General features: G+C 56.8%; 20 protein-coding genes. 1 reads left to right on the top strand and 19 read right to left on the bottom strand.

What is annotated here, in order from left to right:
* The first annotated feature begins 20 nt into the window (after positions 1 to 20).
* Positions 21 to 368 carry a histidine triad nucleotide-binding protein gene (locus tag KA369_22800; GenBank protein ID MBP7738818.1) on the top strand — a complete coding sequence of 116 codons (348 nt, stop codon included), beginning with the start codon at positions 21 to 23 and terminating at the stop codon, positions 366 to 368.
* Here the strand turns inward: KA369_22800 and KA369_22795 are convergent.
* From KA369_22795 to KA369_22705, 19 genes are all read right to left on the bottom strand, one after another.
* Positions 352 to 1,638, bottom strand: coding sequence for an HlyC/CorC family transporter (locus KA369_22795; protein MBP7738817.1), 1,287 nt, complete (start codon positions 1,636 to 1,638; stop codon positions 352 to 354). The genes KA369_22800 and KA369_22795 overlap by 17 nt on opposite strands.
* Positions 1,635 to 2,903 (bottom strand): HlyC/CorC family transporter, encoded by a 1,269-nt coding sequence (locus KA369_22790; GenBank protein ID MBP7738816.1) that lies wholly within the window; start codon positions 2,901 to 2,903, stop codon positions 1,635 to 1,637. The genes KA369_22795 and KA369_22790 overlap by 4 nt, the downstream gene beginning before the upstream one ends.
* Complete coding sequence (locus KA369_22785) at positions 2,903 to 3,769, bottom strand: M23 family metallopeptidase (GenBank protein MBP7738815.1); 867 nt, start codon at positions 3,767 to 3,769, stop codon at positions 2,903 to 2,905. The genes KA369_22790 and KA369_22785 overlap by 1 nt, the downstream gene beginning before the upstream one ends.
* Positions 3,766 to 6,108, bottom strand: coding sequence for a PBP1A family penicillin-binding protein (locus KA369_22780; protein ID MBP7738814.1), 2,343 nt, complete (start codon positions 6,106 to 6,108; stop codon positions 3,766 to 3,768). The genes KA369_22785 and KA369_22780 overlap by 4 nt, the downstream gene beginning before the upstream one ends.
* 124 nt (positions 6,109 to 6,232) lie before the next feature.
* The gene (gene rlmN, locus KA369_22775) at positions 6,233 to 7,300 is read right to left on the bottom strand and encodes a 23S rRNA (adenine(2503)-C(2))-methyltransferase RlmN (GenBank protein MBP7738813.1); all 1,068 of its coding nucleotides are present in this window, start codon (positions 7,298 to 7,300) and stop codon (positions 6,233 to 6,235) included.
* 63 nt (positions 7,301 to 7,363) lie between these two features.
* Positions 7,364 to 7,810 carry a YhcH/YjgK/YiaL family protein gene (locus KA369_22770; GenBank protein MBP7738812.1) on the bottom strand — a complete coding sequence of 149 codons (447 nt, stop codon included), beginning with the start codon at positions 7,808 to 7,810 and terminating at the stop codon, positions 7,364 to 7,366.
* 54 nt (positions 7,811 to 7,864) lie between these two features.
* On the bottom strand, positions 7,865 to 8,695 hold the full coding sequence (locus KA369_22765; protein ID MBP7738811.1) for a C_GCAxxG_C_C family protein: 831 nt from the start codon (positions 8,693 to 8,695) through the stop codon (positions 7,865 to 7,867).
* A 54-nt stretch (positions 8,696 to 8,749) separates the two neighbouring features.
* Positions 8,750 to 8,986 (bottom strand): helix-turn-helix transcriptional regulator, encoded by a 237-nt coding sequence (locus KA369_22760; GenBank protein MBP7738810.1) that lies wholly within the window; start codon positions 8,984 to 8,986, stop codon positions 8,750 to 8,752.
* Between the two features lie 10 nt (positions 8,987 to 8,996).
* The gene (locus KA369_22755; protein MBP7738809.1) at positions 8,997 to 9,509 is read right to left on the bottom strand and encodes a hypothetical protein; all 513 of its coding nucleotides are present in this window, start codon (positions 9,507 to 9,509) and stop codon (positions 8,997 to 8,999) included.
* 579 nt (positions 9,510 to 10,088) lie between these two features.
* Complete coding sequence (locus KA369_22750; GenBank protein ID MBP7738808.1) at positions 10,089 to 12,296, bottom strand: SpoIIE family protein phosphatase; 2,208 nt, start codon at positions 12,294 to 12,296, stop codon at positions 10,089 to 10,091.
* A 95-nt stretch (positions 12,297 to 12,391) separates the two neighbouring features.
* The gene (locus KA369_22745) at positions 12,392 to 13,594 is read right to left on the bottom strand and encodes an SUMF1/EgtB/PvdO family nonheme iron enzyme (protein ID MBP7738807.1); all 1,203 of its coding nucleotides are present in this window, start codon (positions 13,592 to 13,594) and stop codon (positions 12,392 to 12,394) included.
* 127 nt (positions 13,595 to 13,721) lie between these two features.
* Positions 13,722 to 14,408 carry a serine/threonine protein phosphatase gene (locus KA369_22740; GenBank protein ID MBP7738806.1) on the bottom strand — a complete coding sequence of 229 codons (687 nt, stop codon included), beginning with the start codon at positions 14,406 to 14,408 and terminating at the stop codon, positions 13,722 to 13,724.
* A gap of 24 nt (positions 14,409 to 14,432) precedes the next feature.
* On the bottom strand, positions 14,433 to 15,344 hold the full coding sequence (locus KA369_22735) for a hypothetical protein (GenBank protein ID MBP7738805.1): 912 nt from the start codon (positions 15,342 to 15,344) through the stop codon (positions 14,433 to 14,435).
* 207 nt (positions 15,345 to 15,551) lie between these two features.
* Positions 15,552 to 16,529 carry an ABC transporter permease gene (locus tag KA369_22730; protein MBP7738804.1) on the bottom strand — a complete coding sequence of 326 codons (978 nt, stop codon included), beginning with the start codon at positions 16,527 to 16,529 and terminating at the stop codon, positions 15,552 to 15,554.
* Positions 16,526 to 17,527, bottom strand: coding sequence for an ABC transporter permease (locus KA369_22725; protein ID MBP7738803.1), 1,002 nt, complete (start codon positions 17,525 to 17,527; stop codon positions 16,526 to 16,528). The genes KA369_22730 and KA369_22725 overlap by 4 nt, the downstream gene beginning before the upstream one ends.
* The gene (locus KA369_22720) at positions 17,524 to 19,113 is read right to left on the bottom strand and encodes a peptide-binding protein (GenBank protein ID MBP7738802.1); all 1,590 of its coding nucleotides are present in this window, start codon (positions 19,111 to 19,113) and stop codon (positions 17,524 to 17,526) included. Before KA369_22720 ends, KA369_22725 begins: the two co-directional genes overlap by 4 nt.
* A gap of 176 nt (positions 19,114 to 19,289) precedes the next feature.
* Positions 19,290 to 21,620 (bottom strand): Ig-like domain-containing protein, encoded by a 2,331-nt coding sequence (locus KA369_22715; protein MBP7738801.1) that lies wholly within the window; start codon positions 21,618 to 21,620, stop codon positions 19,290 to 19,292.
* Between the two features lie 125 nt (positions 21,621 to 21,745).
* Positions 21,746 to 22,423, bottom strand: a complete 678-nt coding sequence (locus KA369_22710; GenBank protein MBP7738800.1) for an acetate--CoA ligase family protein — start codon at positions 22,421 to 22,423, stop codon at positions 21,746 to 21,748.
* Positions 22,395 to 23,801 carry a CoA-binding protein gene (locus tag KA369_22705; GenBank protein MBP7738799.1) on the bottom strand — a complete coding sequence of 469 codons (1,407 nt, stop codon included), beginning with the start codon at positions 23,799 to 23,801 and terminating at the stop codon, positions 22,395 to 22,397. The genes KA369_22710 and KA369_22705 overlap by 29 nt, the downstream gene beginning before the upstream one ends.
* Between the last annotated feature and the right edge of the window lie 168 nt (positions 23,802 to 23,969).

Raw genomic sequence — 23,969 nt, 5'->3', positions numbered from 1 at the left:
CGCAAAAAAAGGAGAAAAACATGGGCTGTCTTTTCTGCAATATAATCAGCGGCGCCACGCCGTCAAAGAAAGTCTTCGAGAACGACAGGGTCTACGCCTTCGAGGACATCAACCCACAGGCGCCGGTGCACATCCTGGTCATCCACAAGCAGCATGTCGAGCGGATCGAGGAGCTGAACCAGGGGAACGCCGCCATCATGGGGGATCTTTTTCTCGCCGTGAAGGAAGTGGCGCGGCTGAAGGGTATCGACGAGAAGGGCTACCGTGTGATCATCAACAATGGCACGGCCGGCGGCCAGGTCATCTGGCACCTCCACGTCCATGTCATGGGCGGCAGGGAGGACATGGGCCCTATGGTTGTTCGCTGACCTCTTTCTTTTTCTGCTTGAGCGACTGCACGACGATCTTCTCGACGGAGCGCTCCGTCGCGTCGTCGATGATGAAGGTGTACCTGTCGTGATCCAGGCGGTCGCCCTTCTTCGGGATCCTGCCCAGGCGGTACTCGACGAAGCCGGCCAGGGTCTCGAAACCCCTCTTGTCGATATGGATATTGAAGCTCCGCATGAAATACTCGATGTCCATCTTCCCGCTCAGCAGGAACTTCCCCCTGCCGAGTTCCGTGATGAGCTCCTCCTCCGACTGGTCCCGCGTCTGTATCTCGCCGACGACCTCCTCCGCTATATCCTCGTGGGTGACCATCCCCACCACGGCGCCGTGCTCGTCCACGACAAAGACAAGGGGGATCAGGTGCTCCACCATCTCGGCGTAGAGGTCCACGATCCGCTTGGTGGCGGGAACATAGATGGCCCTGTTCATGATGTCCGGTATTTTCCTGGCGTTCCGGCGCTTCAGGATGTCCCGGTAAAAAACGTATCCCACCAGGTTGTCCACCCTGCCGCCGTGCACGGGGATACGGGAGAACCTGGTGCGCACGATGAGATCGGCAAGCTCCTTCATGGAAGCGCCCGTATCGATCGAAACGATATCGATGGTCGGCGTCATGATCTCCCGGGCGGTCATGCCCCTGAAGGAGAGGATCTCGGCCACGTACTCGTGGTGTTCCTCGTTTATAATCCCCTCCTCCTCCCCTATCTTGAAGAGGATATCGATCTCCTCGCGGGACCTGACGCTGCGCCGGTCCGACTCGGCAATGCCGAGCAGTCGTTTCAGCGCCCTCGAAAAGAGGAGGGAGAACCGCACCGCCGGCCTCATGATGACGATAAGGATCATTATAGGATAGGAAAAAAACATCAGGAACGCGTCGGCCCTCGCGCGGGCCATGACTTTCGGCGTCACCTCGCAGATGACCAGAAAGAACATCGTCTGGACGGCCGTGACGATAAGCAGGGCCAGCTCATCGAGCATGAAAGCGGTTGTGGCAATGTAGGTTATGAAGGCGGCGGCCGAGATGTTGACCACGTTGTTGCCGATGAGGATCATGCCCATGGCGTCCTCGATCCTGTCGATGATCGAGAGCGACAGCCTGGCCCTGCGGTTGCCGGTCTTGGAGAGCGATTCCAGGTAGAACCTGTTGGAGGTGAGCAGCGCCGTTTCCGTTCCGGAAAAGAAGAAGGAAAGGAACATCATGACGCCGATCAGGACAATGTAGGCCTGGTATTGGGCCAGGATAACTATCATGACAGCAATTCACCCCCTTCCACCGGCTGAATGACCTCGACGGTCTCGATCTTGTTCTTCCTGATATGGCGTATGCGCAGGACATAGGCGCCGATCCTGATGATATCGCCCCGCTTCGGGATGTAGGAAAGCTGCTCGATGATGTAGCCGCCGATGGTGTCGGCGTTTTGGCTCTCCAGGGACTCGCCGAAGGCGGCGTTGAAGTCGTCTATCTGCATCTCCCCGGATATAACGGAGGTGTGGTCATCGATCCTCTTTATATCGCTCCGGGAATCGTCCTCCCACTTGGTCATGTCGCGGCCCATCAGCTCCGAAAGGAGCTTGTTCAGCGTCACCACGCCGGCGGTGCCGCCGTACTCGTCCACCACGATGGCGATCTGGATGCCGCCGGCGAGAAAATCGTTCAGCAGGTCATGGAGGTCCCGGGACGCGGGAAAGAACCTGATCTCCTGAACGAAGCGGTTGATGTTCCGCGCCTTTTTGAAGCCCAGGTGATAGGGGATCAGCTCCCTCGAATCGACCATGCCGATGACGTGGTCAATGTCGTTTTTGTACACCGGGATCCGGATCACCCCCGACTCGATAAAGGCCTTCATGGCGTCCTCGATGGAGGTGCCGTAGGGAAGAAAGACGGCGCTGCTGCGGGGAAACATGATGTTGGCGGCGTCCTTCTTGGAAAACCGGATCACGTTCTGGATGAAGGCCCCCTCGTCCTTGCCGATGACCCCCTGCTGCTCGCCCAGCTTAACCGCCAGCTTAAGCTCGTCCCGGGTGATCATCTTGTGGGTCAGCTTCAGGTTCAGCATCTTGATCATGGCGTTGGTGAAAAGGAGCAGGAAGGCCCGCACCGGCGTGAGCGCCAAATGAAAGAACCTGAGCAGGGGGAGGACCTTCTTGGAAGTCTTTTCATAGGAATTGATGGCGATGATCTTGGGCGATATTTCGCAGAAAATGACAATGAGGGGGGTTATAATGGCGATGGAGATCACGTCCCCCCACTTCCGCCACACCTGCAGGAGTATGCTTGTCGTCAGCGTCGACACCACCAGGTTGACGAAGAGGTTCCCGGCCAGCAGCGTGATCAGGATCTTCTGCGGGTCCTTCATGAAGAGGGAAATGGCCTTTTCCCTTTTCAGGGAGGAATGGGCAAAGCGGTGGAGATCCGATTTTTTGAGGGAAAACAGGGCGCTCTCCGACCCGGAAAAAAAGGCGGACAGCACGAGGCAGACGATGAGGGTGCCGATTTCCAGGTAGATCTGGTCCATCACTCTTGGCTGATATCGAGCTTCACGGTGAACGTGTATTCCTTCTCGGCCGTGTTTCCGGCGAAATCCGACGCCGTGACCTTGACCGTGTTCTCGCCTCCGGCGTAGGTCAGTCCCTCGATCTTGTAATAGCCCTTCGGGTCAAAAAGGCTCTCGAACTTCCTGCCGTCCACGGCGAGCCTTCCCTTGGCGACTCCGATGGCGTCGAACTTCTTGTCGAGGGCCTTCTTCCCGTTGAACTCGACGACGATGCGGTATATCCCCAGGTTCTCGCGCCCCGTCATGGCGTCGGTGATCTTCACCAGCAGGGGATAATGCCTGGTGAGCCTGATGCTGGACTTGTCCCGCACGATGATGATCTTGTCGCCGATGTGGAAGGCGATATCCGAGACCACCGGGGCCTTGGTGTCCTCCCGGGCGGGGAGCATCTTTATGGGGTTGACGGAGACGCGCCGTCCCGCCTGCAGGAGGGAAAAATGGATATGCTTGTTCATGGAGTGGCCGGTGTTCCCCATCAAGCCCACGGTGTCGTCCTTCGCGTACGTTTTTTTCGCCGTCAGTCCGTTCTCGAGGTGCATGTAGATGGAATACATGCCGTTGCGGTGCCTGAGAACCTTGTAATTGCCGCCGCCGGGATAATTATCGAGGGGAAACAGGGCCTTGTCCCAGTAGAACACCAGGGTGCCCGGTTCCACGGGATAGATCTTGTCGTCCGGGGAAGTCATGTCAATGCCGTCATGGAAGTGGTCCCACCGCGACTCGCAGAAGGTCGATGTTACGGTGCCGTTATTGACGGGCCACCGGAACGATACGAATGACAGGGCCATCATGATGAGGAGCGCGCAGAGCGCGGGACGATAATTCATTTGGTTCCTTCCTTGTGTTCTTTATCCTTTTCATCTTCCTTCGGCTTTTCCTTGCCGGTATGGAGGCGGCAGAAGGTGCCGGGCTCGGTGCCGGAATAGAAGAGGACGTCGCGGGCGACCCGGGGGCACTCGCCGTCCCTGCCGGCCACCTCTCCCGAATCGAGGCAGATCGTCTCCATGGACAGTCCCTGCTCCGGCTTCTTGAAGTCAGGGGGCCGGTCGCCGCGGAAAATGGAGGAGATGTATTCAACCCAGACCGGGGCGGCCACGGCCCCGCCGGCCCTGCCCCATCCGAGGGAGATGGCTCCCTCCTTATTGCCTATCCATACTGAAGTAACAAGGTTCGACGCATACCCGACGAACCAGGCGTCGTTGTAATTGGCGGAGGTGCCCGTCTTTCCGGCCACGGGGAAATCTATCCTGCTTCCCTTGAAGGCCCCGGCGGCGGTGCCTCCCTCGTCGAAGACGCTTTTCAGCATCGCTACGGTGATCGCGCAGGCCGCGGGGTCTATGATCGAGCCGGTCTCTTTCTTCCGCTCCTCGGCGGCCTTGCGGATCTCCTCCTCATTGTTCCAGACAACGTTATCGTTGTAGTCCTTTACCTGCCGTATGCCGTAGGGAAGCACGTATTCCCCGCCGTTGACGATGACGGAGTGAAGCACGCAGCTTTCCAGGGGCGAGACCTCGTAGGTCCCCAGGGCCAGGGAAAGTGTCCTGCCGAAGCGCTCCTTCAGCTCCGCGTCGTCAAGGTAGAGGCTCTTCTTCAGAATTTTGAACACGCCGTCGTAACCGGTCTTGTCGAGGACCTTGACGGCGATCACGTTGATCGATTTTTTGAGGGCTTCGCGGATAATGACTTCGCCCAGGTATTTCCCGTCGTAGTTGCGCGGCTCGTATCCGCCGGAAAATTTCGTTTTCTCGTCGACCATGACGGTCGATGGGGTGATGTCCTTCGCCTCCATGGCGGCGGCGTAGACCACCGGCTTAAAAGACGATCCCGGCTGCCGCCTGATCTGGGCCACATGGTCGTTCTGGTTCTTCGAGGAAAATTCATAGCCGCCCACGTAGGCGAGCATCTCCCCGGTGACCGGGTCTATGGAGATCAGGGCCCCCTCGATGTTCTGGGCCTTTTTCATCTCCGCGTCGGCCTTGAGCTTGTCCCTTGTGCGCCCCGCCAGCTTCAGGTGGAATTCCCTCTGGCGCATGATTCCCGCCCTGAGGGCCGCGGTGGCGGCGTCCTGCTTCTCCGCGTCGATGGTGGTGTAGACCTTCAGGCCGCCCCTCTTCACCGCCTCCTCGCCGAACTTGTCGACCAGGACACGGCGTATGCTCTCATTGAAGAAGGGGGCGCGGTTGACCCGGTAGGAGCTGAATATGAAATTCCCGATGAGGGAGGACGAGGCCTTCCCCTTCTCATCGTACACGACCTCCCACTTCCGGAGGAACATCCGGAAGATGCGCCCGGTGTCCCTGCCCTTAAGGTACCCGGCGTCGGACATGGACTCCAGTATCCTCTTCGTCTTGCGCAGGGACACGTCGATGTCGGAGATGGGCGAATATATCTTGGGATTGGATATGGTGGCGACGATCATGGCGCATTCCGCGATGGAAAGCTCCTTCACGGAGGCGCCGAAAAACATCTTGGAGGCGGACTCGACCCCGTAGGCGCCGTTGCCGAAATAGATGAGGTTCAGGTACATGGACAGTATGTCCTGCTTGTCGTAGCGCTTCTCGATCTCGCGGGCGCAGAAGGCCTCGTATATCTTCCGCTTCAGGTTGCGCTCCATGTCGGTGAAGAGGACCTTCGCCAGCTGCTGGGTGATGGTGCTCCCTCCCTGGACGACCCGGAAGTGGACCATGTTGACGAGGACCGCGCGGAGAATGCCCCGGTAGTTTATCCCGCGATGCTGATAAAAATCGCGGTCCTCGCTGGCGATGACCGCCTTCACCAGCCACTGGGGAATGTGATCGTAGGGCACGATCTCCCGCTTCTGCTCGAAAAATTCGCCGATGATCTCATCGTTACGATCGTAGATGCGCGTGGGGATATCGACCACCTTGGCCTTCAGGTCCACGTCGCTGTAGTTGTAGGAATACCCCTTGCGGAGCTCCTCGGTCCGGTCGATCAGCTGCTTGTACTTGGTCAGCTTCTTGAGGGCGGCGTCGCGGTCGCCCTGCCACATGAAGAATATCACCGTGACATAGGCGGACAGGGCTATTGCCAGCCCCGCCGGCACATATATAAAAACGATCTTCTTGTGCGCGGCGATCCAGGCGACTGCCTTCTTCGCGATTTCAGCGGCCGTGCCCGCCGCCCTTCCCCAGTTGATTCCGCCCATGTGCAATATCCTCGCGCGGCCAAAGGCCCGCAATCAGCCAATAATAGACCCCCCGTTCAGGCAATGGCAGGGGGGTCATTTCAGTTATTCTATAAAATCATCCCGCTAAAAGTCAAATACATTCCTACGGCAGTTCCCCCATATCGCAGCCCCCCGCGGCGTAGCGCTTCCCCGAGAGCTGGCCGCAGGCGCCGCTGATGTCCCGGCCGAAGCTCTTGCGCACCGTGATGGGCACGTTCATGATCTCCAGCTCATGGACGAAGCGCCTGACCTGCTCCTCGGAAGGCGGGTCGTAGCCGTGGCCCCCCTCGTTCAGGGGGATGAGGTTCAGCTTGATCCGGTTGTACCTGAACATCTTCTTGAGGCGCTTCGCGTCTTCCGGGGAGATATTGTCGCCGCGCATCACGTAGACCACGGTGAGCCTGTTCCGCGAGGCCGGGAACTTCTCGTTCAGCATGCGGGATATCTCCTCGAAGGGATTGGAGCGCTCCACCGGCATGATCCGCTCCCTTTTTTCAGGCAGGGTATCGTTGAGGGATATGGCCAGGTTGTAGGGCCGCTCCTCGTCGATGAAGCGTTCGATCCCGGCGCGCACCCCCGAGGTGGAGATGGTGATCTTCCGGACCGATACGTGGAAGCCGAAGCTGTAGTTCATGATCTCCGCGGCCCGGATCACGTTGTCGTAATTCATGAAGGGCTCCCCCATGCCCATGAACACCACGTTGTTGTTCCTCAGGCCCGAGACCCTACGGATCTGGCAGAGCTGGTCGAGGATCTCCCCCGTTTCAAGGCTGCGGATAAAGCCGAGCCTGGCGGTCTCGCAGAAGCGGCACCCCATTGCGCACCCCACCTGGCTGGAAATGCACACCGTTACCCGCCCCTCTTCCGAGTCGTCGCTCCTGATCAGCACGCTTTCGATAAAATTGCCGTCGCCCGTCTTGAAGAGATACTTCTCCGATCCGTCTATCCGGGAAACCAGCCGCTCCTCCAGGGAAAGGGCGTTCACGGAAAAGTCTTCATCGAGGCGGGCCCGGAGCTCCCGGGACACGTTGGTCATGGCATCAAAGGAGTCGATATTCTTCTCGTAGAGCCACATCAGTATCTGCTTCGCCCGGTACGGCTTCTCGCCGATGGAGCGGAAGTACTCCTCCAGCTCGTCCAGGGTACAGCTCTTTATAAATTTTTTTTCCATCAATGACAAGATAGGGTGGATCGACCTGCCAGGGCAAGAAAATTTTTCAACCCGGGAATGAACTCAGATTTTCACCTTTACGACAACCTTCCGCACGGGCGAGGGGCTGACGCCCGTACCGGGCATGTGGAGATCGTCTGGGAAAAATATCGCGAATGTTCCCTCGCCCAACCGGATGAATGAAGCGTCGCCCCCGTAAAAGACGCAGTCCTTTGAATCGTCATAGCCGGTCAATGGGGCCTGGCCGCCCAGCGGCGCATAGCCGGCGATCTCGCTTCCGGCCGCGACATACTGGACGTCTATGTATTTCCTGTGCGCTTCAAGCCTGCATTCGTTTCTGTCCTTCGTCACATAATCGCTCACAATCGCATAGATGTCGTCTCCATCCAATTCATAGCGCCCGGGCTTGAGGATGGCAAAGTCGGTATCCGCAATGTAGTTCAATGCCTTTTCAATCCCCGCGCCGAGGCAGGCATAGAGCTTGCTGTTCTCAATTTTATCTACAACCATGATTCAGCCCCTGTATCAATAAATTTTACCCGGTGTCCTCAATGACACTGCCGCCTATGATCTCGCCAGCGCGTCTATGATCTTTGCGCACCCGCCCTTCTGTATGAATTCAGTGTGATCATCTATGGACGTGAAACGCCGGCCGACGAGCTTTTCACAGCGCAGCTCCTCGCCCACGGCGTCGGTGAACACCTTGAGAACGCGATCGGCCTCCGGGTTGCCATAGGCGGATTTTCCCGGATGCTCCCGGCACCAGCGGAGGCACTTGAGCCATATGGCCGCTGCCAGGGCGCCGCATCCGTGGCCTCCCAGTCCAAGGCCGCCGGCCAGGCCGGCCACCATGACCGCCTCCATATCGCCGGCGCCCATTCTTTTCACAACCTCGGAAGCGCAGCTTACCGGCTCCAGTGACAGGCCTTCCTGGTTTCCGGATATTCCTTCCGCCGCGGCGCGCATCGCCTCCGGGGCCCATTGCTCCGCAAGATCGAAGCAGTGCCTGTTTATATGGAGAATGAACTTCACCATGAACTTCAGCATATTAAGCCTCCTGGTGAGATCGTAGCCGCACACGTCCCGGCAGTTGACGCTTCCCGCCCTCTGCGAGTAGGTTTCCCGGAGGTACCTGGCGGCGGTAATGGCCGAAGCAACGGCCCTGCCGCGATCACTGTGGGCCCGATAAGACTCCGCCCCGGCGGCCAGCGTGGACCCCCAGAGCATGCCGCACTGGTGCCCCCGCATCACGATGCCCCCGGCCAGGGGGTCGGCCGCGCGCTCCTCGGCTTCCATGGGACAGCCGAATTCGCGGTTCAATAAAAAGCAGAAGGTCCTGGAGCAGGACCCCATTTTTGAAAAAACTTTCCTGGTATCATTCACTGGTGAATCCATAACAACCATCCATTTGTCTGTAAATCACAATTTATAATACTGATAGCACCGCTTTCATTGATCACTTTCCTCGCTGTCGCTGCCTTCACCGGGCCGGTATTCCAGCAGGTCTCCGGGCTGGCAGCCCAGCTCCCTGCAAATCGCGTCCAGGGTCACGATTCGTATGGCCCTGGCCTTTCCGGTTTTGAGTATCGACAGGTTGGAATCGGTAAGGTCAATCCGCTTCGCCAGCTCGTTGAGGGAGATCTTACGGTCCGCCATGACCCTGTCCAGTCTGAAGATAATGCTCATGGGAACCTGCCTATACCGTCAGATCGTGCTCTTCCTGGAGGGCCGTTCCGCTTTTAACGACTTCGCAGAACACGAGGAGCAACACGCTTACCAGCAGGGAGTTGAAACTGAATGTGATTATCGAAAAAACGATCAGGAGCTTGCTGATTTTCGAGATGAGTAGCACATTGCTCCTGTTGAACACGATATCGTTCTTGAAATTGGTGAAGACCTCCTGGGACTTTTTGATGATCTTGAGAAGAAACACTACGACCACCGCGCAATAGGGCAGGATTATGAATTTGATGGCAATAGGAAGGTTTTTGAATGTTTCCCAATCCTGCTTCTCCTTTGGATCCATCCCGAGATCATTGGGAGCGCATTGGGGGATTCCCATGCCAAACTTGTCTCCCAAAGACGAGTATAGAATAAACACTATCCCCGCCACAGCCCCGATGATCGATCCCACCAGGACAACATACCAGCATACTTTAAGGAACCCGCTAAAGAAAGATGATAATGATTTCTCGCCAAAATATTTCATTTGAGTTCTCCCTGTTTAATTTGCTATATAAATAGTTATAAACTAGTTCAAAACTATTTATATTTACTTCCGCCGCCTTCGGCGGCGGGGGTAAATATAGTTAATTATTATGTTTTATAACATGTTCAATAGTAATAATTAATATATTGAGAGTCAAGTATTAATTATTGAATTTCAATATATTTTTATTATATTTCGATATATTTTTATTGATTTTTGGCAAAATGTATATAAAAAGGCGTGCGCCGATAGTTATCGGTCAATGGGTGCTCTGACCCCGCCGGGGGTCGATAGTTATCGGTGAATGGGTTCTGACCCCGCCGAGGGCAGATAGTTATCGGTCAATGTGAATGATTGCTCTGACCCCACTATATACCGATAGTTATCGGTATTGGTCATACAGAGGGGGTCAGAGCAATAAGCCGGTAGGCGGATCCGCCCTAACCCAAGCTCTCCACGGCGTTTTATAGCTTCATATAATCACAACACGATGAAAAACCCGCCTTGTTAAGGCGGGCTTCCATGGCAATCCATATTGGCGCGTACGCCTGAACCGGCGCTGCGCATCAAGGAATGGTGCTACTTCTTCTCAGTGATGCTCCGTATCTCGAACATGGCCATCTTGTTGTCCGGGTCAATATTAATGACCTTTTCGAAGAGCGTCACGGCGCCGTCCTCATCACCTTTCTTTTTGAGGGCCATGCCCATGGCAAAGAGGGCGTTCACGAAACCGGGATCGATCTCAAGGGCCTTATCAAAATAGGTAATGGCGTTTTCAAAGTCGCCCAGCTGGTAATAGGAGGCGCCTCCTATGTAATAGGCGTTCTTGTTCATCTTGTCGTTCTCGATATAGGCCTGGATCCTGTCAATGGCCTTGCGGAAGCTGTTTACCCGGAAATAGTTCTTGGCGAGGTTGTAGAGTATCTTCTGGTTCTCAGGGTACTTCTTGAAGCCCTTCTCCAGGACCTCGCTCGCCTCCTGGTACTGGTGGGCGTTGATGAGACGCTTCGAATTCTTGATGATGTCGACGGCCTCGTCCCGGGCAAGCTCCAGGACCAGAAAGGTGATGTCGTCGACGAGCTGGGCGCTGCCCATGTACCGGCGCACGTCGCCGATGATCGCCTCGGCGAAATCCTCCGCGGGCAGGTGCCGGTGCATCCGGATCGCGTCCTCAAGGCGCTTGTTGGAGTACTCGACGCGCTCCTCGTTGATGGCCTCCGGGATACCGTCGGTGTAGAGTATGATCCGGTCGCCGTACTCGAGCTTCGTCTTCTTTTCGTCATAGGATTCCCGCGCCTCCTCTATGGCGCCGATGAACAGGCCGTTGGTGTCGAGGAGCTCGATCTCGCCATCATGCCTGAGGAGAATCGCCTTCTGGTGGCTGGCGTTTGAATATACCACGTTATAATCGTCGTCGACCGCCAGCATGAAGCAGGTCATGTAGTCCTGGGTCTTGACGTGGTCAAGGATGTTCTGGTTCATTTCCTGGAAAATCTTTTTCGGGGAATCATACTTCGCCCCCGCGTTGCCGAAGGACATCTTCGCCATGGTGGTGACGAGGGCGGCCGGGATGCCGTGGCCCGATACGTCGGCGATCATGACGCCTATCTTGTCCTCCCTCAGGAGGTGCACGTCATAGAAGTCGCCGCCGATCTTCTCCATGGCGAGGTAACGCACCGCGAACTTCAGCTCGTTCCAGTCGTCTATCTTGCCGGGGAGGATGCTCCGCTGGATGACGCTGGCCATGTCCAGCTGCTTCTGGATCTGCTCGTCCCTGCTCCGCAGGCTCGTCAGCGCGTCCTCGAGCTCCTCTGTCCGCTTGGCGACCTTCCCCTCGATGTCGCGCCTGAAATCGTCGATCTCCCGGGCCGTTTCCATGACGGCGAACTGGATGGCGGTAAATTCCCGCTCCAGCGATAGGACCTCGTACCCGGCGGTGCCGCCTGACGCGATCGTCCGGGTCATGCGGATAAGGTCGTTCAGGATCCGCATGATGGAGCCGGTGGTGATCTGCATCAGGAAAAAGCTGGCCAGGATCGATATGCCGAAATATACGAATATGACCGCTATGCTGAATTCCTCGAAAAAGCGAACCCTTTCCATCAGGGCGGCAAAGGTCAGCAGCGTGATGACCATGAGCCATACGAAGAACAGGAACTTGAGCCTGATGCCGATAAGGGCCCGCGGCTTTACGCTCGCGCCGGCGCTCATGATCTTGTTGTATATGGCGGTCCGCTCGGGGTTTGTCAGGGATTCGGTGAAAAGGTACGTTGACATCCCGTACAGAATGATAACGATGATGACCGTGAGCCCGGACGCCTTTGTCATGGCAAAGAATTCCGCGGTCGTATAACCGACCCCGAACCGGTATTCATAATAGCTCAGGGCGAGTATGATGATCCCGGCCACGGCCGTAAGGACTGTCGATGTCAGGAGATTGTACATGGGGAGATCGGAAAAGTTAGTGTACACCTTTGCCAGGTCTTCCTCCGGTATGTCGAGATTGTTCTTGTAAGCCCTGTTGACCGCCCTGAGGGGTTCCATGTACGCCGGGATCCCGAGAGGGTTAAGCATGCCGAAGAGAAACCAGTGCAGCACCGTGGGGATCGCCACCGCCACGGGCATCCATTTCATATAGAACAGGGTGAGCTTCTCATAGGAGATCATGATGAATGACGTGCCCAGGAAAAAGGCGAACACGCCCAGCACCCAGCTGGTCGCGACGGTAATGGCGGAAAGGGCGAAGGTGTAAGTGATATTCTTCGCCAGAAATTGGAAAAACTTCATGACATCCCCTTTTGTATACGTATCGGAAAAAAACCGGCGTTTTTATATGAAATAATCAGCACCATTGCCACAAAATCAAGCAAAATACAGGCGCCTCATTCTCTTTCCAGGTCAATTACGTCAACTTCCTTGACACAGCGAAAACCGGCAAGATTGTCGCTGCGCAGGCTCGGCATTCCGCCGGTCTCCCTGCCGGTTACGCGCACCCGGTACCTGGGGCTATACCAGGAACCGCCCCGGACCACCTTGAATTGCTTCCCATAGCGCCTGTATTCCTTTCCCTGCCTTGACCGGTTTCCCTCATAGGGCATGTACCAGCTGGAGGTCCATTCCCTGGCGTTGCCTGCCATGTTAAGAACGCCGAAGGGCGAGGATCCCTCGGGATCGAAGGCCCCCACCGGCATCGATCCGCGATTCGAGATTCCATGGCGGAGCTTGAGGTGGGCCCCGGTTTTTTCATCAGCCCAGAATTCGGCGGTGTTGGCCTTTTCAGGATCGAAATTATTTCCCCAGGGATAGACAAGGTTTTTCCCGCCCTCGCCTTTGGCGGCTTTCCCCGGACCGCGGGCGGCCTTTTCCCATTCCTCTTCCGTGGGCAGGCGCTTTCCGGCCCACTTCGCGTAGGCTTCGGCCTCATAATAGGTGACCATCACGGGGAGGTTTCCCTCCCCGTCCCGGTACCTGGCGCCGTTCCAGGAGAGGGGCGGCTTGACGTTGCTGTTCTCCACGAACTTGAGATAATCATCATTGGAGACTTCGCAGGCATCAATGTAATAATTATCGAGATATTGCGCCTGCTCCGGCGATTCGTCCCGATCGCCCTGGTTGGATCCGAACATGAATTTACCTTCCGGAACAAGGACCATCCGCCTGCCGTCTTTGGAAGAAACCATCGAGGGCCGGTAATTCCTTTCCACTACGCCGGGCTCGTCCGGATAATCGCTCTCGCGACGGCTCCCGGTCTTCACAAGAGCGATATCAACCCCGGCCCGGATCTGCCGGGCGTACTGCCTGTTCGACAGGGTGTACCGGGCGATGGCGCGGTACTTGTAGCTTCCGCTCCGGGTATACATGACCGACGATATCTCGACCGATCCGTACACCGTCTTGTCCTCTATCATGAAATAGGCCGTTTCAGTCGGCCGATCGTTAAAGAGAATAACGATGCTGTTTATCTTCCCTATGGACTCGATCCTTCCCGTGATGCCGAATTCCGTTTGAGCGGAGAGATCACACATGACACAGAGCGCCGCGGTCAATAAAGCGGCCGGCAGATATTTTGATTTTTTCGAGGCCATTGGCTTTCCTTTAATATTTTAGTTTCATATCAAGATTTCTCGCTTCGCTCGAAATGACAACATCATGTCATTTCGACGAGTGAAACGAGGAGAAATCCTGAATACTATATTACTCCGCATTCACCCATCATCCCCTGATGATCTCCCGCGTCGGCCAGACCAGGCAGGTCAGCGGGTTGCCGTATATCACGCCCGAATCGATGCCTATTATATTGCGCCGGGGGTCGTCATAGATGGGTCCCTCCCGGGAGAGATACGTCACCGGCGTATGGCCGAATACCACCGTTTTATCCCAGCGCTTATCATTGCGGAAGAATTTTTCCCGTATCCAGAGGAGGTCGAATTCATCCTGCGCCTCGAGACGGTCCGTATCGGGATTGAGCCCCGCGTGGACCGCGATGAAGTCCTCCCCCTCGTAATAAGGGCGGAGACCGTTGAAAAACTCCCGGTGGTGCTTGGGCAGCTCGAAGACGCCCCGGTGGGCGATATAGCTCCTGATCGTGGCGTCCCCCCCGTTTATGATATACACGCCGGCGCTGTCTTCGCCCCGCAGATAGGTTAGGAACATGTCTTCATGGTTCCCCTTCAGGAACACCGTGTCGAGCGTCGGGGTCCGTGAAAGTTCAATGAGAAAATCTATCACCTCGTATGATTGGGGCCCCCGGTCGATATAATCACCCAGGAACAGCAATGTATCCGTCGGCTGTATGCGTTTCATCAACCGGTCCAGTATACCGACCAGGCGCTTGAAATACCCATGGATATCGCCGATTATATAATACAAAAAAGACACCCCCGACCGCCGCCGGATCATGTTACCGGCCGCTCCCGTCGTATCTCATTTCCCGGCCCTGTTCTTGATCTCCGTCAGCATATACCCGATAATGAGATTCCCCTCCTTCATAGTATCGGCATTGAGGACGCCAAATATCCACTGTTTATACTGGCAGATATAGACGTATTCCGTTTCGCTGACGATCCTGATGGCTGGCTGGAGCTTCCCGATCCTGGTCAGGACATAGGCGCTGCCGCCTCTTTTCAATATGTCGAGGTATTCCTGCTCCGCGTCATAGGCCGATGGCGCCATCGCCCATACCAGGTCGTATTTTTTCGCGCCCAGGGACCGCCGCGCCACAACCGCGTCTTTCAGGCCGGGGATCCCGTCAACATCGCCCTTGTAATAGATGATCTCCCTGGTGGAGCGCCTGTTCGCGAAGATGAGCATGTGCTCAGGCAGGGGCTCGTCGCCGGCCAGGTTTTTCAGGTTCTCCCGCACCACGCCGAGAAACTGCTCCGCCGCGTTTCCCTCCTGCTCGCCCAGGTTTTCATGGCTTATTTTCAGGTAATAATTGCCGATCCGGGAGAAAAGGCCCCGCTCCGAGACATAGGTGTTGTCGTCGATGAAGCGAATGGAGCCGCCCAGGCCCCGCTCCCTGGTGAAAAATCCGAAGGCATCCGGCACCGACCCGAGCCGTATCATCTCGACCCTGACGGTCATGGATTTATCCGAGAGGCGCGCGTATTCCGTAATGGCCAGCTCGGCCGGTCTATGCTCCCCGTAGAGGGCGCTGAACTGCCCTATCTTCCTGGCGCTCCTGGTGCGGTACTGGCGCTCCACCGTCCAGCCGGGCACGTCGGTTTCCCGGGGCATCGAATCCGATATGGTGGCGGTGCGGGGAAAAAGGCCGCAGGAGGGGAAGGCTGTTGCGAGAAGAGAGGCATATATGATTGATATTAATGCTTTTTTCATAGGGAGCTGAGCTCGCGTTATATTTTTTAAATCAACTTTATGAATGTGCTGGTTGCGGCACTCCCTCCCCCTTAATGGGGGAGGGTCGGGGTGGGGGTGTAACAGAAATTATCGCGCGTCTTAAAATCTTTCACCCTCCCCTTACCCCTCCCATCAAGGGAGGGGAATATCAATAATATGATACATCCCGGCTGATAAATGTTTCCCTTACTTGCTGATCGCCTTCGGGTCTATTGCGTCCTGCAGGCCCTCCCCCACCAGGTTGTAGGCAGTTATGGTCAGGAAAATGGCGAAGCCGGGGATCAGCGTCAGCCACCAGGCGAAGTCCATGAAGTCCCGCGACTGGGAGAGGATATCGCCCCAGCTTGGCGTGGGCGGTTGGACCCCGAAGCCGAGGAAGCTCAACGACGACTCGATGAGGATCGTGGAAGCGATCCCGAAAGTGGCCGAGACCAGGACCGGCGCCAGTGAATTGGGAAGGATGTGGCGCAGGATGATGCGCGCGTCCCTAGCCCCCACGGCGCGGGATGCGATGACGAAATCGGTTTCCCGGAGCTTCATGAACTCGCCGCGGACGATCCGCGCGATCCCCGGCCAGCTGGTCAGGCCGATGACCACCATGACGTTCACCAGGTTGGGGCCCACCAGGGCCAGGATGGTAAGGATAAGGAAAAAGGTCGGGAAGCACATGATGATCTCGATCAGCCGCGATATGGTTATGTCGATCCAGCCGCCGTAATACCCGGCCACGGCGCCGATGATTATGCCGATGGCCACGTAGATGGCCACGGCGATGAAGCCGATGAATATGGACACCCTGCTCCCGTGGATCATGCGCGCCGTCAGGTCCCTGCCCTGCTCGTCGGTCCCCATCAGGTGCTTCGCGCAGGGGGCGATGACGATGCTGTTCAGGTCGTATTCGGAATAGGAATAGGCTATGGGCGGGAAGATCTTGAATCCACCGTAGGTATCCTTGCGCAGATCCGCGTCCTTGAGCTCCGGGTAGTTGAAAAGGATCGGGAAGTAGACGCGCCCCTTGTCCGCGTAGATGTAGGGTTTGCTGTTCGCCAGGAGCGGCGCGAAGATGGCGACGCAGAACAGGACGGCGACGAAGATCAGCCCGCCGAAGGCGAGGCGGTTCTTCCTGAACTCCCTCCATACCCGTGCCCAGTATCCGCGCCTCATATCTTCGCCTCCAGCCTGATCCGCGGGTCCGCCAGGGCGTAGGCCAGGTCCGCGATGAGTATGCCCGCCAGGGTGAGGAGCGCGGCAATGGTCTCGATGGCCATGATGACCGGGATGTCCCGGGAGAGTATCGCCTCGAAGGCCAGCATCCCCATGCCCGGCACGGAAAAGATCGATTCCACGATAACGCTCCCGCCCAGGAGCCCCGGGAGTAGCGTCGCCATCAGGGTGATGAGGGGAATCAGTGAATTTCTGAAAGCGTGGACGAAGATGACCTTCTTTTCTGACAGGCCCTTGGCCCGGGCCGTCATGATGTACTGCTGGTTGATCACCTCCAGCATGTTCGCCCTGGTGTACCGCGCCAGGAAGGCGAAGCCGCCGTAGGTCAGGGTCGCCACCGGCAGCACCAGGTGCCATCCCACGTCGAGGACACGGGTGACGAAACCCGCCTCGGCCGCCCAGTCGGAGCGGAACCCGCCCAGGGGAAAGAGGTTCAGGTACTCGCCGCTCCCCAGGTAGAGGAGCAGGAGAAGCCCGACCCAGAAGGTCGGCAGCGAGTAGAGGATGAACAGGACAAGGCTCGACCCCCGGTCAAAGGCGCTGTCCTTGCGTACGGCGGAAAAGACGCCCATGGGTATAGAGATGATATAGATGATGATCATCGAGATGATGTTCAGCGTCAGGGTTATGGGGAGCGCCTCGGCGATGCGCTTCGACACCGGTCTCCCGTCCTTGCGGGAGGTGCCGAAATCGAGGCGCGCCGACTTGGCGAGCCAGTCGATGTACCCGACGATGATCGGCTTGTCAAGGCCGTAGAGCTTCTTCTCCTGCTCCAGGATCTCCTTCGAGATGGAGCCGCCCTTCAGGGCGCCCTCCATGCCCATCTTGAGCTTCGTGTAATCGCCGGGCGCGAGGCGAATCATCATATACGTTATGAAGGTGATCCCCAGGAGCGTGGGAACGATGAGGAGAATCCTTTTTACCAGGTATTTCTTCATTGCCGTTTTCCCACCTTCCATTCGAGGTAATTCAAGCCCCGTGTATGCACCTTCACGTTGGTAAAGCGCCTGCTCACCACCGCCAGGGCGGGGCCGGTGTACATGAAGGTGTACGGCTGTTCATCGTGGAGTATCCGGTGGAACCGGTGGTACATCCTGTTACGCCTGCCTTCATCGAATTCCACGCGCGCCTTTTCTATGATCAGGTCCGCTTCCCTGTTGCTGAACCCGATATAGTTGGACCCGCCCTTTATCTGGGAAGAGTGCCAGATCTGGTACGGATCGTCCTGGAAATCGGGATCGGACCAGCCGAGGGAAGTGGCGTCGAAATTCCTGCTCTGGATCTTGTCGAGATACACGGCCCATTCGTACCGGTTGATGTCCATGTCGATACCGGCCCTGGCGAAGTCTTCCTTCAGGATGCTCACCAGGCGCTCCGTGAACTTGCTCCCCGACGATATGGTGAAGGTGAAGGAGAACTTCTTCCCGTCCCTGTCGAGGATGCCGTCGCCGTCATGGTCGATCCAGCCGGCCTCTTTCAGCAGAGCCTTGGCCCGCTCAGGATCGTAGGGCCACGGCCTGATGGCCGGGTCATTGGCCTTCCCGAAAATGTAGAAGGGACCGGTGACGATCTCGCCCAGCCCGAAGAGGAGCTTGTCCAGTATCTCCTTCCGGTTTATGAGGTGCGTCATGGCCAGGCGGACCCTCCGGTCGCTGAAGAAGGGCCTCTGCGAGTTCCATCCGATATAGCTGAAGGTGGGCATAAAATATTTCAGCTTGTAGAAATTATCAGTAAACTTTTTCGAATTGGTCTGGCGCACCCACTCGATGTCGCGGACGCCCATGAGGTCGATCTCGCCCTTCTTGAGCATCTGCAGGGCGACGCTCCCTTCGGCTATGATCTTGTAAACCACCCTGCGGATCTCGGGCTTCGGGCCGCGGTAACGCTCGTTGCGGACGAGGATGATGTTCTTTCCGGTGTCCCACCGCTCGAACCTGAAAGGCCCGGTCCCGACTGGAAAGCGGTTGTTCTTATGGGTATTGAAATCAGCGCCGTTATCGAAAATATGCTTCGGCACGATGGGCATGCCGCCGCAGAAAATGAGGGCCAGGTAATAGGGCCTGGAGTATATGAACTCCACGGTATATGGATCGATCTTTTTACAGCTCTTGATGTCAATGTAATAGACCTTGAGCTGGGAGCTGGAGACCTTCGGGTCCATGATCCTGTTGTATGAATACACCACGTCGTCCGCCGTGAACGCGGCCCCGTCACTCCAGACAATCCCCTTTTTCAGGTAAAAGCGGAACTTCAGGTGATCCGGCGAGATTTGCCACCGCTCCGCCAGCATCGGCTTGACTTCCAGGGTGTCGTAATCGCGGTCAACCAGGGTCTCGTAAATCTTCAGATTGATGGCGTGGGCGTAGGAATCTGTGGCTGTGATCGGGTTCAGGGTGCCCGGCTCCGCCCCCATGTGGGCGGTAAGGGTATAGGGGTCCTTTTCCGGCGCGAGCCCGGAGCATCCGGCGAGGATCATCACGATGAAAATGTATTCAAGGGCCTGTAAGAGCCGTTTGGTTCTCAATAAGTTCACCAATTGTCTTAATTAATCGACAGGCTTAAGCGACAGGTGTTGCCTTTGCATCAGGCTGACATAGTATACAGGGGTGAATTGAGTGTCAAGAAGGATTGGGGATGATATGACCCACGAAGGCGAGGATGCGCATCCTCGCCTTCGTGGGTCATATCAAATCACAATAATTACTTATATTTAACCAGGAGGATGTTATCGCCTGTATACGGCCCGATTACCACAGAGCCATTGCCGAAGTCATAGGCAACGGTATTGGTCAACGATCCGCCCGCGTATATGGATCCATCCGGAGCGACAGACACGCCCCAGAAGAATGATTCATCGGTTCCCGCCGTCAGGTAGCTTGCCCATTGGGGTACGCCGGCGCTGCTATATTTTAACAGCAGGGGATTCATGCCCCCGCCATAGGTCCCCACGGCGGTGACCCCATTGCCGAAATCATAGGTGATGGTTCCCTGGATGCCTCCTCCCACGAACACGGTGCCATCCGGCGCCGCCGATACCCTGAGAAAACCAGTTATGCCGCTGCCGGATATAACTGTTTGGGCCCACTGGGTCACGCCGGCGCTGTCATACTTGACCAGTACCCCATTGGAGCTGCTGGCTCCGGCGGCGGTCCCGGTAGCCGTTATGCCGTAGTCGAAGTCATAGGTAGTGGTATTATTAATCATACCGGACGCATACACGGACCCGTCCGGCGCGATCGATATCCCATAAAATATTGATTCGTCGCTACCCGAGATGACGGACCGCGCCCACTGGGCTACGCCTGAGCTGCTGTATTTTAACACTACGATATTTCCGGTGGCGCAGGTCCCGGTTGCCGTTGCGCCGTTGCCGAAGTCATGGGTGCTGGTTCCGATAATGCCTCCCGCCGCGTACACTGACCCGTCCGGCCCCACTGACACGACATTGAACATCGAGCTGTCGGTCGCCGCGACCGTGGCGGCCCACTGGGCAAGGCCGGAGTTGTCGTATTTGACCAGTACGGCATAGGAGGAACCGGCTGCTGACCCCGTTACCGTTACGCCGTTGCCGAAATCATACATTTCATTACCGCTGATTTCTCCCGCAACATAAACCGAGCCGTCCGGGGCGGCCGCAACTCCCTGGAACATTGAAGCGCCGGCGGCGGCGGTCGTTACGGGCAGCGCCCATAGGGTCAGACCGGAGCTGTCATATTTAACAATTACGGCATTGGTGCCCCCCGGCGCCGTGGCCGTCACGCCGTTGCCGAAGTCGAAGATTCCGGAATTGTCGATTTCCCCCACGGCATAGACCGATCCGTCGGACGCGACCGCCACTCCCCTGAAATATGAATCATCACCACCGTTAAGCACCGTTACCGCCCACTGGGCCAGGCCGGTGTCATCATATTTGACCAGCAGGCAATTCCGTGAGGCAAAATTGGCGGTTGCCGTTGAGCCGTTACCGAAGTCAAAGACGCCGGTTCCCATGATAATGCCTGCAGCGTAAACAGAACCGTCCGATACGGCCGCAATATTGTAAATATATGAAGCATCGGTTGCCGATACAACCGTCCGGGCCCACTGGGCCGCGGCTGAGCCTGTCACCGTGACCACGCAGGTGGCCGTATAGCCGCCGTCGACAGTCCGCGCCGTTATGACCGCAGCGCCGGCGGCAACGGCCGTCACCAGCCCGCCCGGGCCCACCGTGGCAACGGCCTGGTTGGATGATGTCCATGTTATATTCTGGTTCGTGGCGTTGGAAGGCGAGAGCGCCACCGTGAGCTGTTCAAAGGATCCGGTCCCGAGGGTCAATGAAGATTTGTTCAGGGTAACCCCCGCCGCCGCCACCGCCACAGTGGCTACCGTCACCGTGAATGACGCGCTATAGACGCCGTCGTTGCTTGTTACCGTAATGACAGCGCTCCCGGCCGCCACGGCGCTGACCAGGCCGCCCGGCCCAACAGTGACAATCCAGGGATTGGATGAAGCCCATGTCACATTCTGGTTCGTGGCGGCTAAGGGGAGTATCGTTGCCATCAGCTGTTCCGCCGAGCCGGCCAGGATGGTGGTGCTCTTTTTGTTGGTCACGATGCTTGCCACGGGGACAGCCACGGACGATACCGTAACACTACAGGAGGCGGTGAAGCCCCTGTCGGCGCTGGTTGCGGTTACCGTTGCGCTCCCCGCCGCTACGCCGTTGAGAAGGCCGCCCGTTGTCACTGCCACCACCGCCGCGTCGGAGCTTGTCCAGGTCACAGCCTGGTTCGTGGCGGTCAGGGGCAGTATCAGCGCCGTCAGCTGTTCGGTGCCGGAAACCAGCACCGTGGTCCTTTCTTTATTGAGGGTGATGCCGGTAACCGATATCCTGGGCCTGGTAAGCCACAGGTATTCCAATAAATTGGTATAGTCGATGGAAACCTTTGTGCAGGCATTCACAAAGGGCATGGTTGCAATTATAATGAGGAGAGCCACGATCTTTTTTAATATAGCGGCTTTCCCGGAGGAGATTTTTGACAATGCACTATTCATATGTATATTATACGGATAAACCGGTATCATTGTCAATAATTTATAAATGAGCCCCGCTTAGCCCCGGGTTTAAACCCGGGGCTAACCGGGGCTAAGCGGGGCTAACCGGGGCTAAACGAGGGGGGTCAATTCGGATTCGCCAGCACCACCAGGGCGTCCACCACGACCGGCTTGCTGCCCGATATGATGAGGGGGTTGATGTCGATCTCGGCGATCTCGCTGTTCTTGTAGCCGATGTCGCCGATGCCCACCAGGGCCCTGACCAGCTGCTTTTTGTCCACCGCGGGACTGCCGCGAAACTCGTCCAGGAGCTTTTTCATCCGTATCTCCTCGATCATCTCCTCCGCGTCCATCTCGGTCAGGGGGGTGACCCGGAAGCTCACATCCTTGATGACCTCGGTGAAGATGCCGCCGATGCCGAACATGACGCAGGGGCCGAACTGCGGGTCGCGGCTCAGGCCGATGACGAACTCGCGATCGCCCTTGATCATCTCCTGGACCAGGACGCCGTCGAGGTCGACACCCTTGCCGGTGATCTCGTCATAGGCCTTTTTGACCTCATCGGCGTTGGCGAGCTTGAGCTTCACCAGGCCCATCTCCGTCTTGTGGGCGGCCTTGTCGGAGCAGCCTTTCAGCACCACTGGATAGCCGATCTCCCCGGCGAATTTCACCGCCTCATCCTTCGACGTGGCCAGCTTCTCCCTGGTGACCGGGATACCGACGGACTGGATGACCTGCTTCGAGTCATATTCCGACAGGGTCTTCTGGCCCCGATCAAGCGCTTTCTTTATGATCTGCTCCATAGGGTTTCTCCTTTTTTAATGAATATCTGTATTGCTCATGGGACACGACCAGCGCCCGCACCGCCTCCTCCACGCTGTCGAACAGGGGAAGCTTGTGATCGCGCCGCACGGAAATGATGCGGCCCACGGAATTCGGCGTGTATATCGCCGCGGGCTTATCATACTGTCTGCACATTTTCATAAGCTCTTTCATCACGTCAATGATAAATTCCCGCCAGATGCTGGACATCAGGAGCATCCCGTCCACCTCCGGAGCGGAAAGCAGTATTTCGAATATATCGAGGTAGATCTGCGGCGGCGCCGGCCCGATGTCGACGGGATTGTTCACGTTGAAGACCCCCTTCAGCGAGCGCAGGCGCTCCCGCGTTTCCGGCGCCAGGCGGGGCATCTTCAGGCCCGCCTCCACCATCAGGTCGGCCGACATGCTGCCGAAGGCCCCGGTATTGGTGAAGGCGGCGATGCGGTTCCCGCGCAGGAGGGGCATCTCGGTCAGCATCTTGGGCATGGAGTGAATCTCGCTTATCGATTTGAGCCTTATGATCCCCGCCTGCCGGCAGGCGCTCTCGAATACGGCGTCGTTATTGGCCATGCCCGCGGTGTGAGACATGGCCGCGGCGGTGCCCTCCTCGGTCCGTCCCGTCTTGTATATCATGATCGGCTTGGAGACCCTCCGGGCCACGCTCATCAGCTTTTCGCCGCTCATGATGCTCTCAAGGTACATGGCGATGACCTTCGTGCTGTCGTGGTTGAAATACTCGACCAGGTCAGCCTCGTCGACGTCCGTCTTGTTGCCGATGCAGACCATCTTGTTGATCCCCTCCAGGTCATCCATCAGCGACTCGATGACCACAACGGCAACACCGCCGCTCTGGATGATATATGAAACGCCGCCGGGCTTTTTGAACACATCAATCAATTCCTTGTAGGCGCCGTAAAAACAGCAAAAGTACGATTGACTATTGAGCACTCCCAGGCAGTTGGGCCCAATGACACGGATGCCGTACTTTTTAATCGCCTCATCGATTTCCCGCTGCAGCCTCCGTCCCTCCTCTCCCTGCTCATTGAATCCGGCGCTTTCAATAACAATGTTGAGGATTCCCTTTTCACCGCAATCACGGATGAACTGCGGAACCACGCCTGCCGGGGTGATGATGACCGCCAGGTCGACCTGGCCGGGAATTTCGGCAACGGAGGAATAGCCAGCGCAGCCGTGAACATCCTCCCCCTTTCGGTTGACGGCATACACAATCCCTTTATAGGGTATATAACTGCTGAGGCACGCGCAGATGGTAGAGCCCAGATTGAACGGAGAATTGGATGCCCCGATGACAACTACAGAGGCAGGATCAAAAAACTTATCGAGGGCTGAATCTTTCATTTTAACATTCATCGCCGACCGCCAGAATATTTAATAGTAAACAATGTTTACCATAACAAACAACGTTTATATGTGTCAAGTATATTTACAAAAAAAATGCGGCTGTATAAAAAAACATACATATTAATTGTAAATCAGTATGTTGCTATCATTGGGTGCCAGAGTAAA

The organism is Spirochaetota bacterium, assembly GCA_017999915.1.
Classification (GTDB): Bacteria; Spirochaetota; UBA4802; order UBA4802; family UBA5550; genus RBG-16-49-21.
The sequence above is the reverse complement of the archived record's forward strand: the minus strand, read 5'-3'. Positions and strand labels throughout refer to the sequence as shown.

Bases quoted from the DNA above. Each gene is read 5' to 3' on its own strand.
- KA369_22725 (MBP7738803.1), bottom strand. From the start codon at position 17,527: ATGAAGAAATACCTGGTAAAAAGGATTCTCCTCATCGTTCCCACGCTC.
- rlmN (MBP7738813.1), bottom strand. From the start codon at position 7,300: ATGGAAAAAAAATTTATAAAGAGCTGTACCCTGGACGAGCTGGAGGAG.
- KA369_22750 (MBP7738808.1), bottom strand. From the start codon at position 12,296: ATGAAGTTTTTCCAATTTCTGGCGAAGAATATCACTTACACCTTCGCC.
- KA369_22770 (MBP7738812.1), bottom strand. From the start codon at position 7,810: ATGGTTGTAGATAAAATTGAGAACAGCAAGCTCTATGCCTGCCTCGGC.
- KA369_22785 (MBP7738815.1), bottom strand. From the start codon at position 3,769: ATGAATTATCGTCCCGCGCTCTGCGCGCTCCTCATCATGATGGCCCTG.
- KA369_22800 (MBP7738818.1), top strand. From the start codon at position 21: ATGGGCTGTCTTTTCTGCAATATAATCAGCGGCGCCACGCCGTCAAAG.
- KA369_22745 (MBP7738807.1), bottom strand. From the start codon at position 13,594: ATGGCCTCGAAAAAATCAAAATATCTGCCGGCCGCTTTATTGACCGCG.
- KA369_22715 (MBP7738801.1), bottom strand. From the start codon at position 21,620: ATGAATAGTGCATTGTCAAAAATCTCCTCCGGGAAAGCCGCTATATTA.
- KA369_22735 (MBP7738805.1), bottom strand. From the start codon at position 15,344: ATGAAAAAAGCATTAATATCAATCATATATGCCTCTCTTCTCGCAACA.
- KA369_22790 (MBP7738816.1), bottom strand. From the start codon at position 2,903: ATGGACCAGATCTACCTGGAAATCGGCACCCTCATCGTCTGCCTCGTG.
- KA369_22730 (MBP7738804.1), bottom strand. From the start codon at position 16,529: ATGAGGCGCGGATACTGGGCACGGGTATGGAGGGAGTTCAGGAAGAAC.
- KA369_22795 (MBP7738817.1), bottom strand. From the start codon at position 1,638: ATGATAGTTATCCTGGCCCAATACCAGGCCTACATTGTCCTGATCGGC.
- KA369_22740 (MBP7738806.1), bottom strand. From the start codon at position 14,408: ATGATCCGGCGGCGGTCGGGGGTGTCTTTTTTGTATTATATAATCGGC.
- KA369_22760 (MBP7738810.1), bottom strand. From the start codon at position 8,986: ATGAGCATTATCTTCAGACTGGACAGGGTCATGGCGGACCGTAAGATC.
- KA369_22780 (MBP7738814.1), bottom strand. From the start codon at position 6,108: ATGGGCGGAATCAACTGGGGAAGGGCGGCGGGCACGGCCGCTGAAATC.
- KA369_22710 (MBP7738800.1), bottom strand. From the start codon at position 22,423: ATGGAGCAGATCATAAAGAAAGCGCTTGATCGGGGCCAGAAGACCCTG.
- KA369_22705 (MBP7738799.1), bottom strand. From the start codon at position 23,801: ATGAAAGATTCAGCCCTCGATAAGTTTTTTGATCCTGCCTCTGTAGTT.
- KA369_22765 (MBP7738811.1), bottom strand. From the start codon at position 8,695: ATGGATTCACCAGTGAATGATACCAGGAAAGTTTTTTCAAAAATGGGG.
- KA369_22755 (MBP7738809.1), bottom strand. From the start codon at position 9,509: ATGAAATATTTTGGCGAGAAATCATTATCATCTTTCTTTAGCGGGTTC.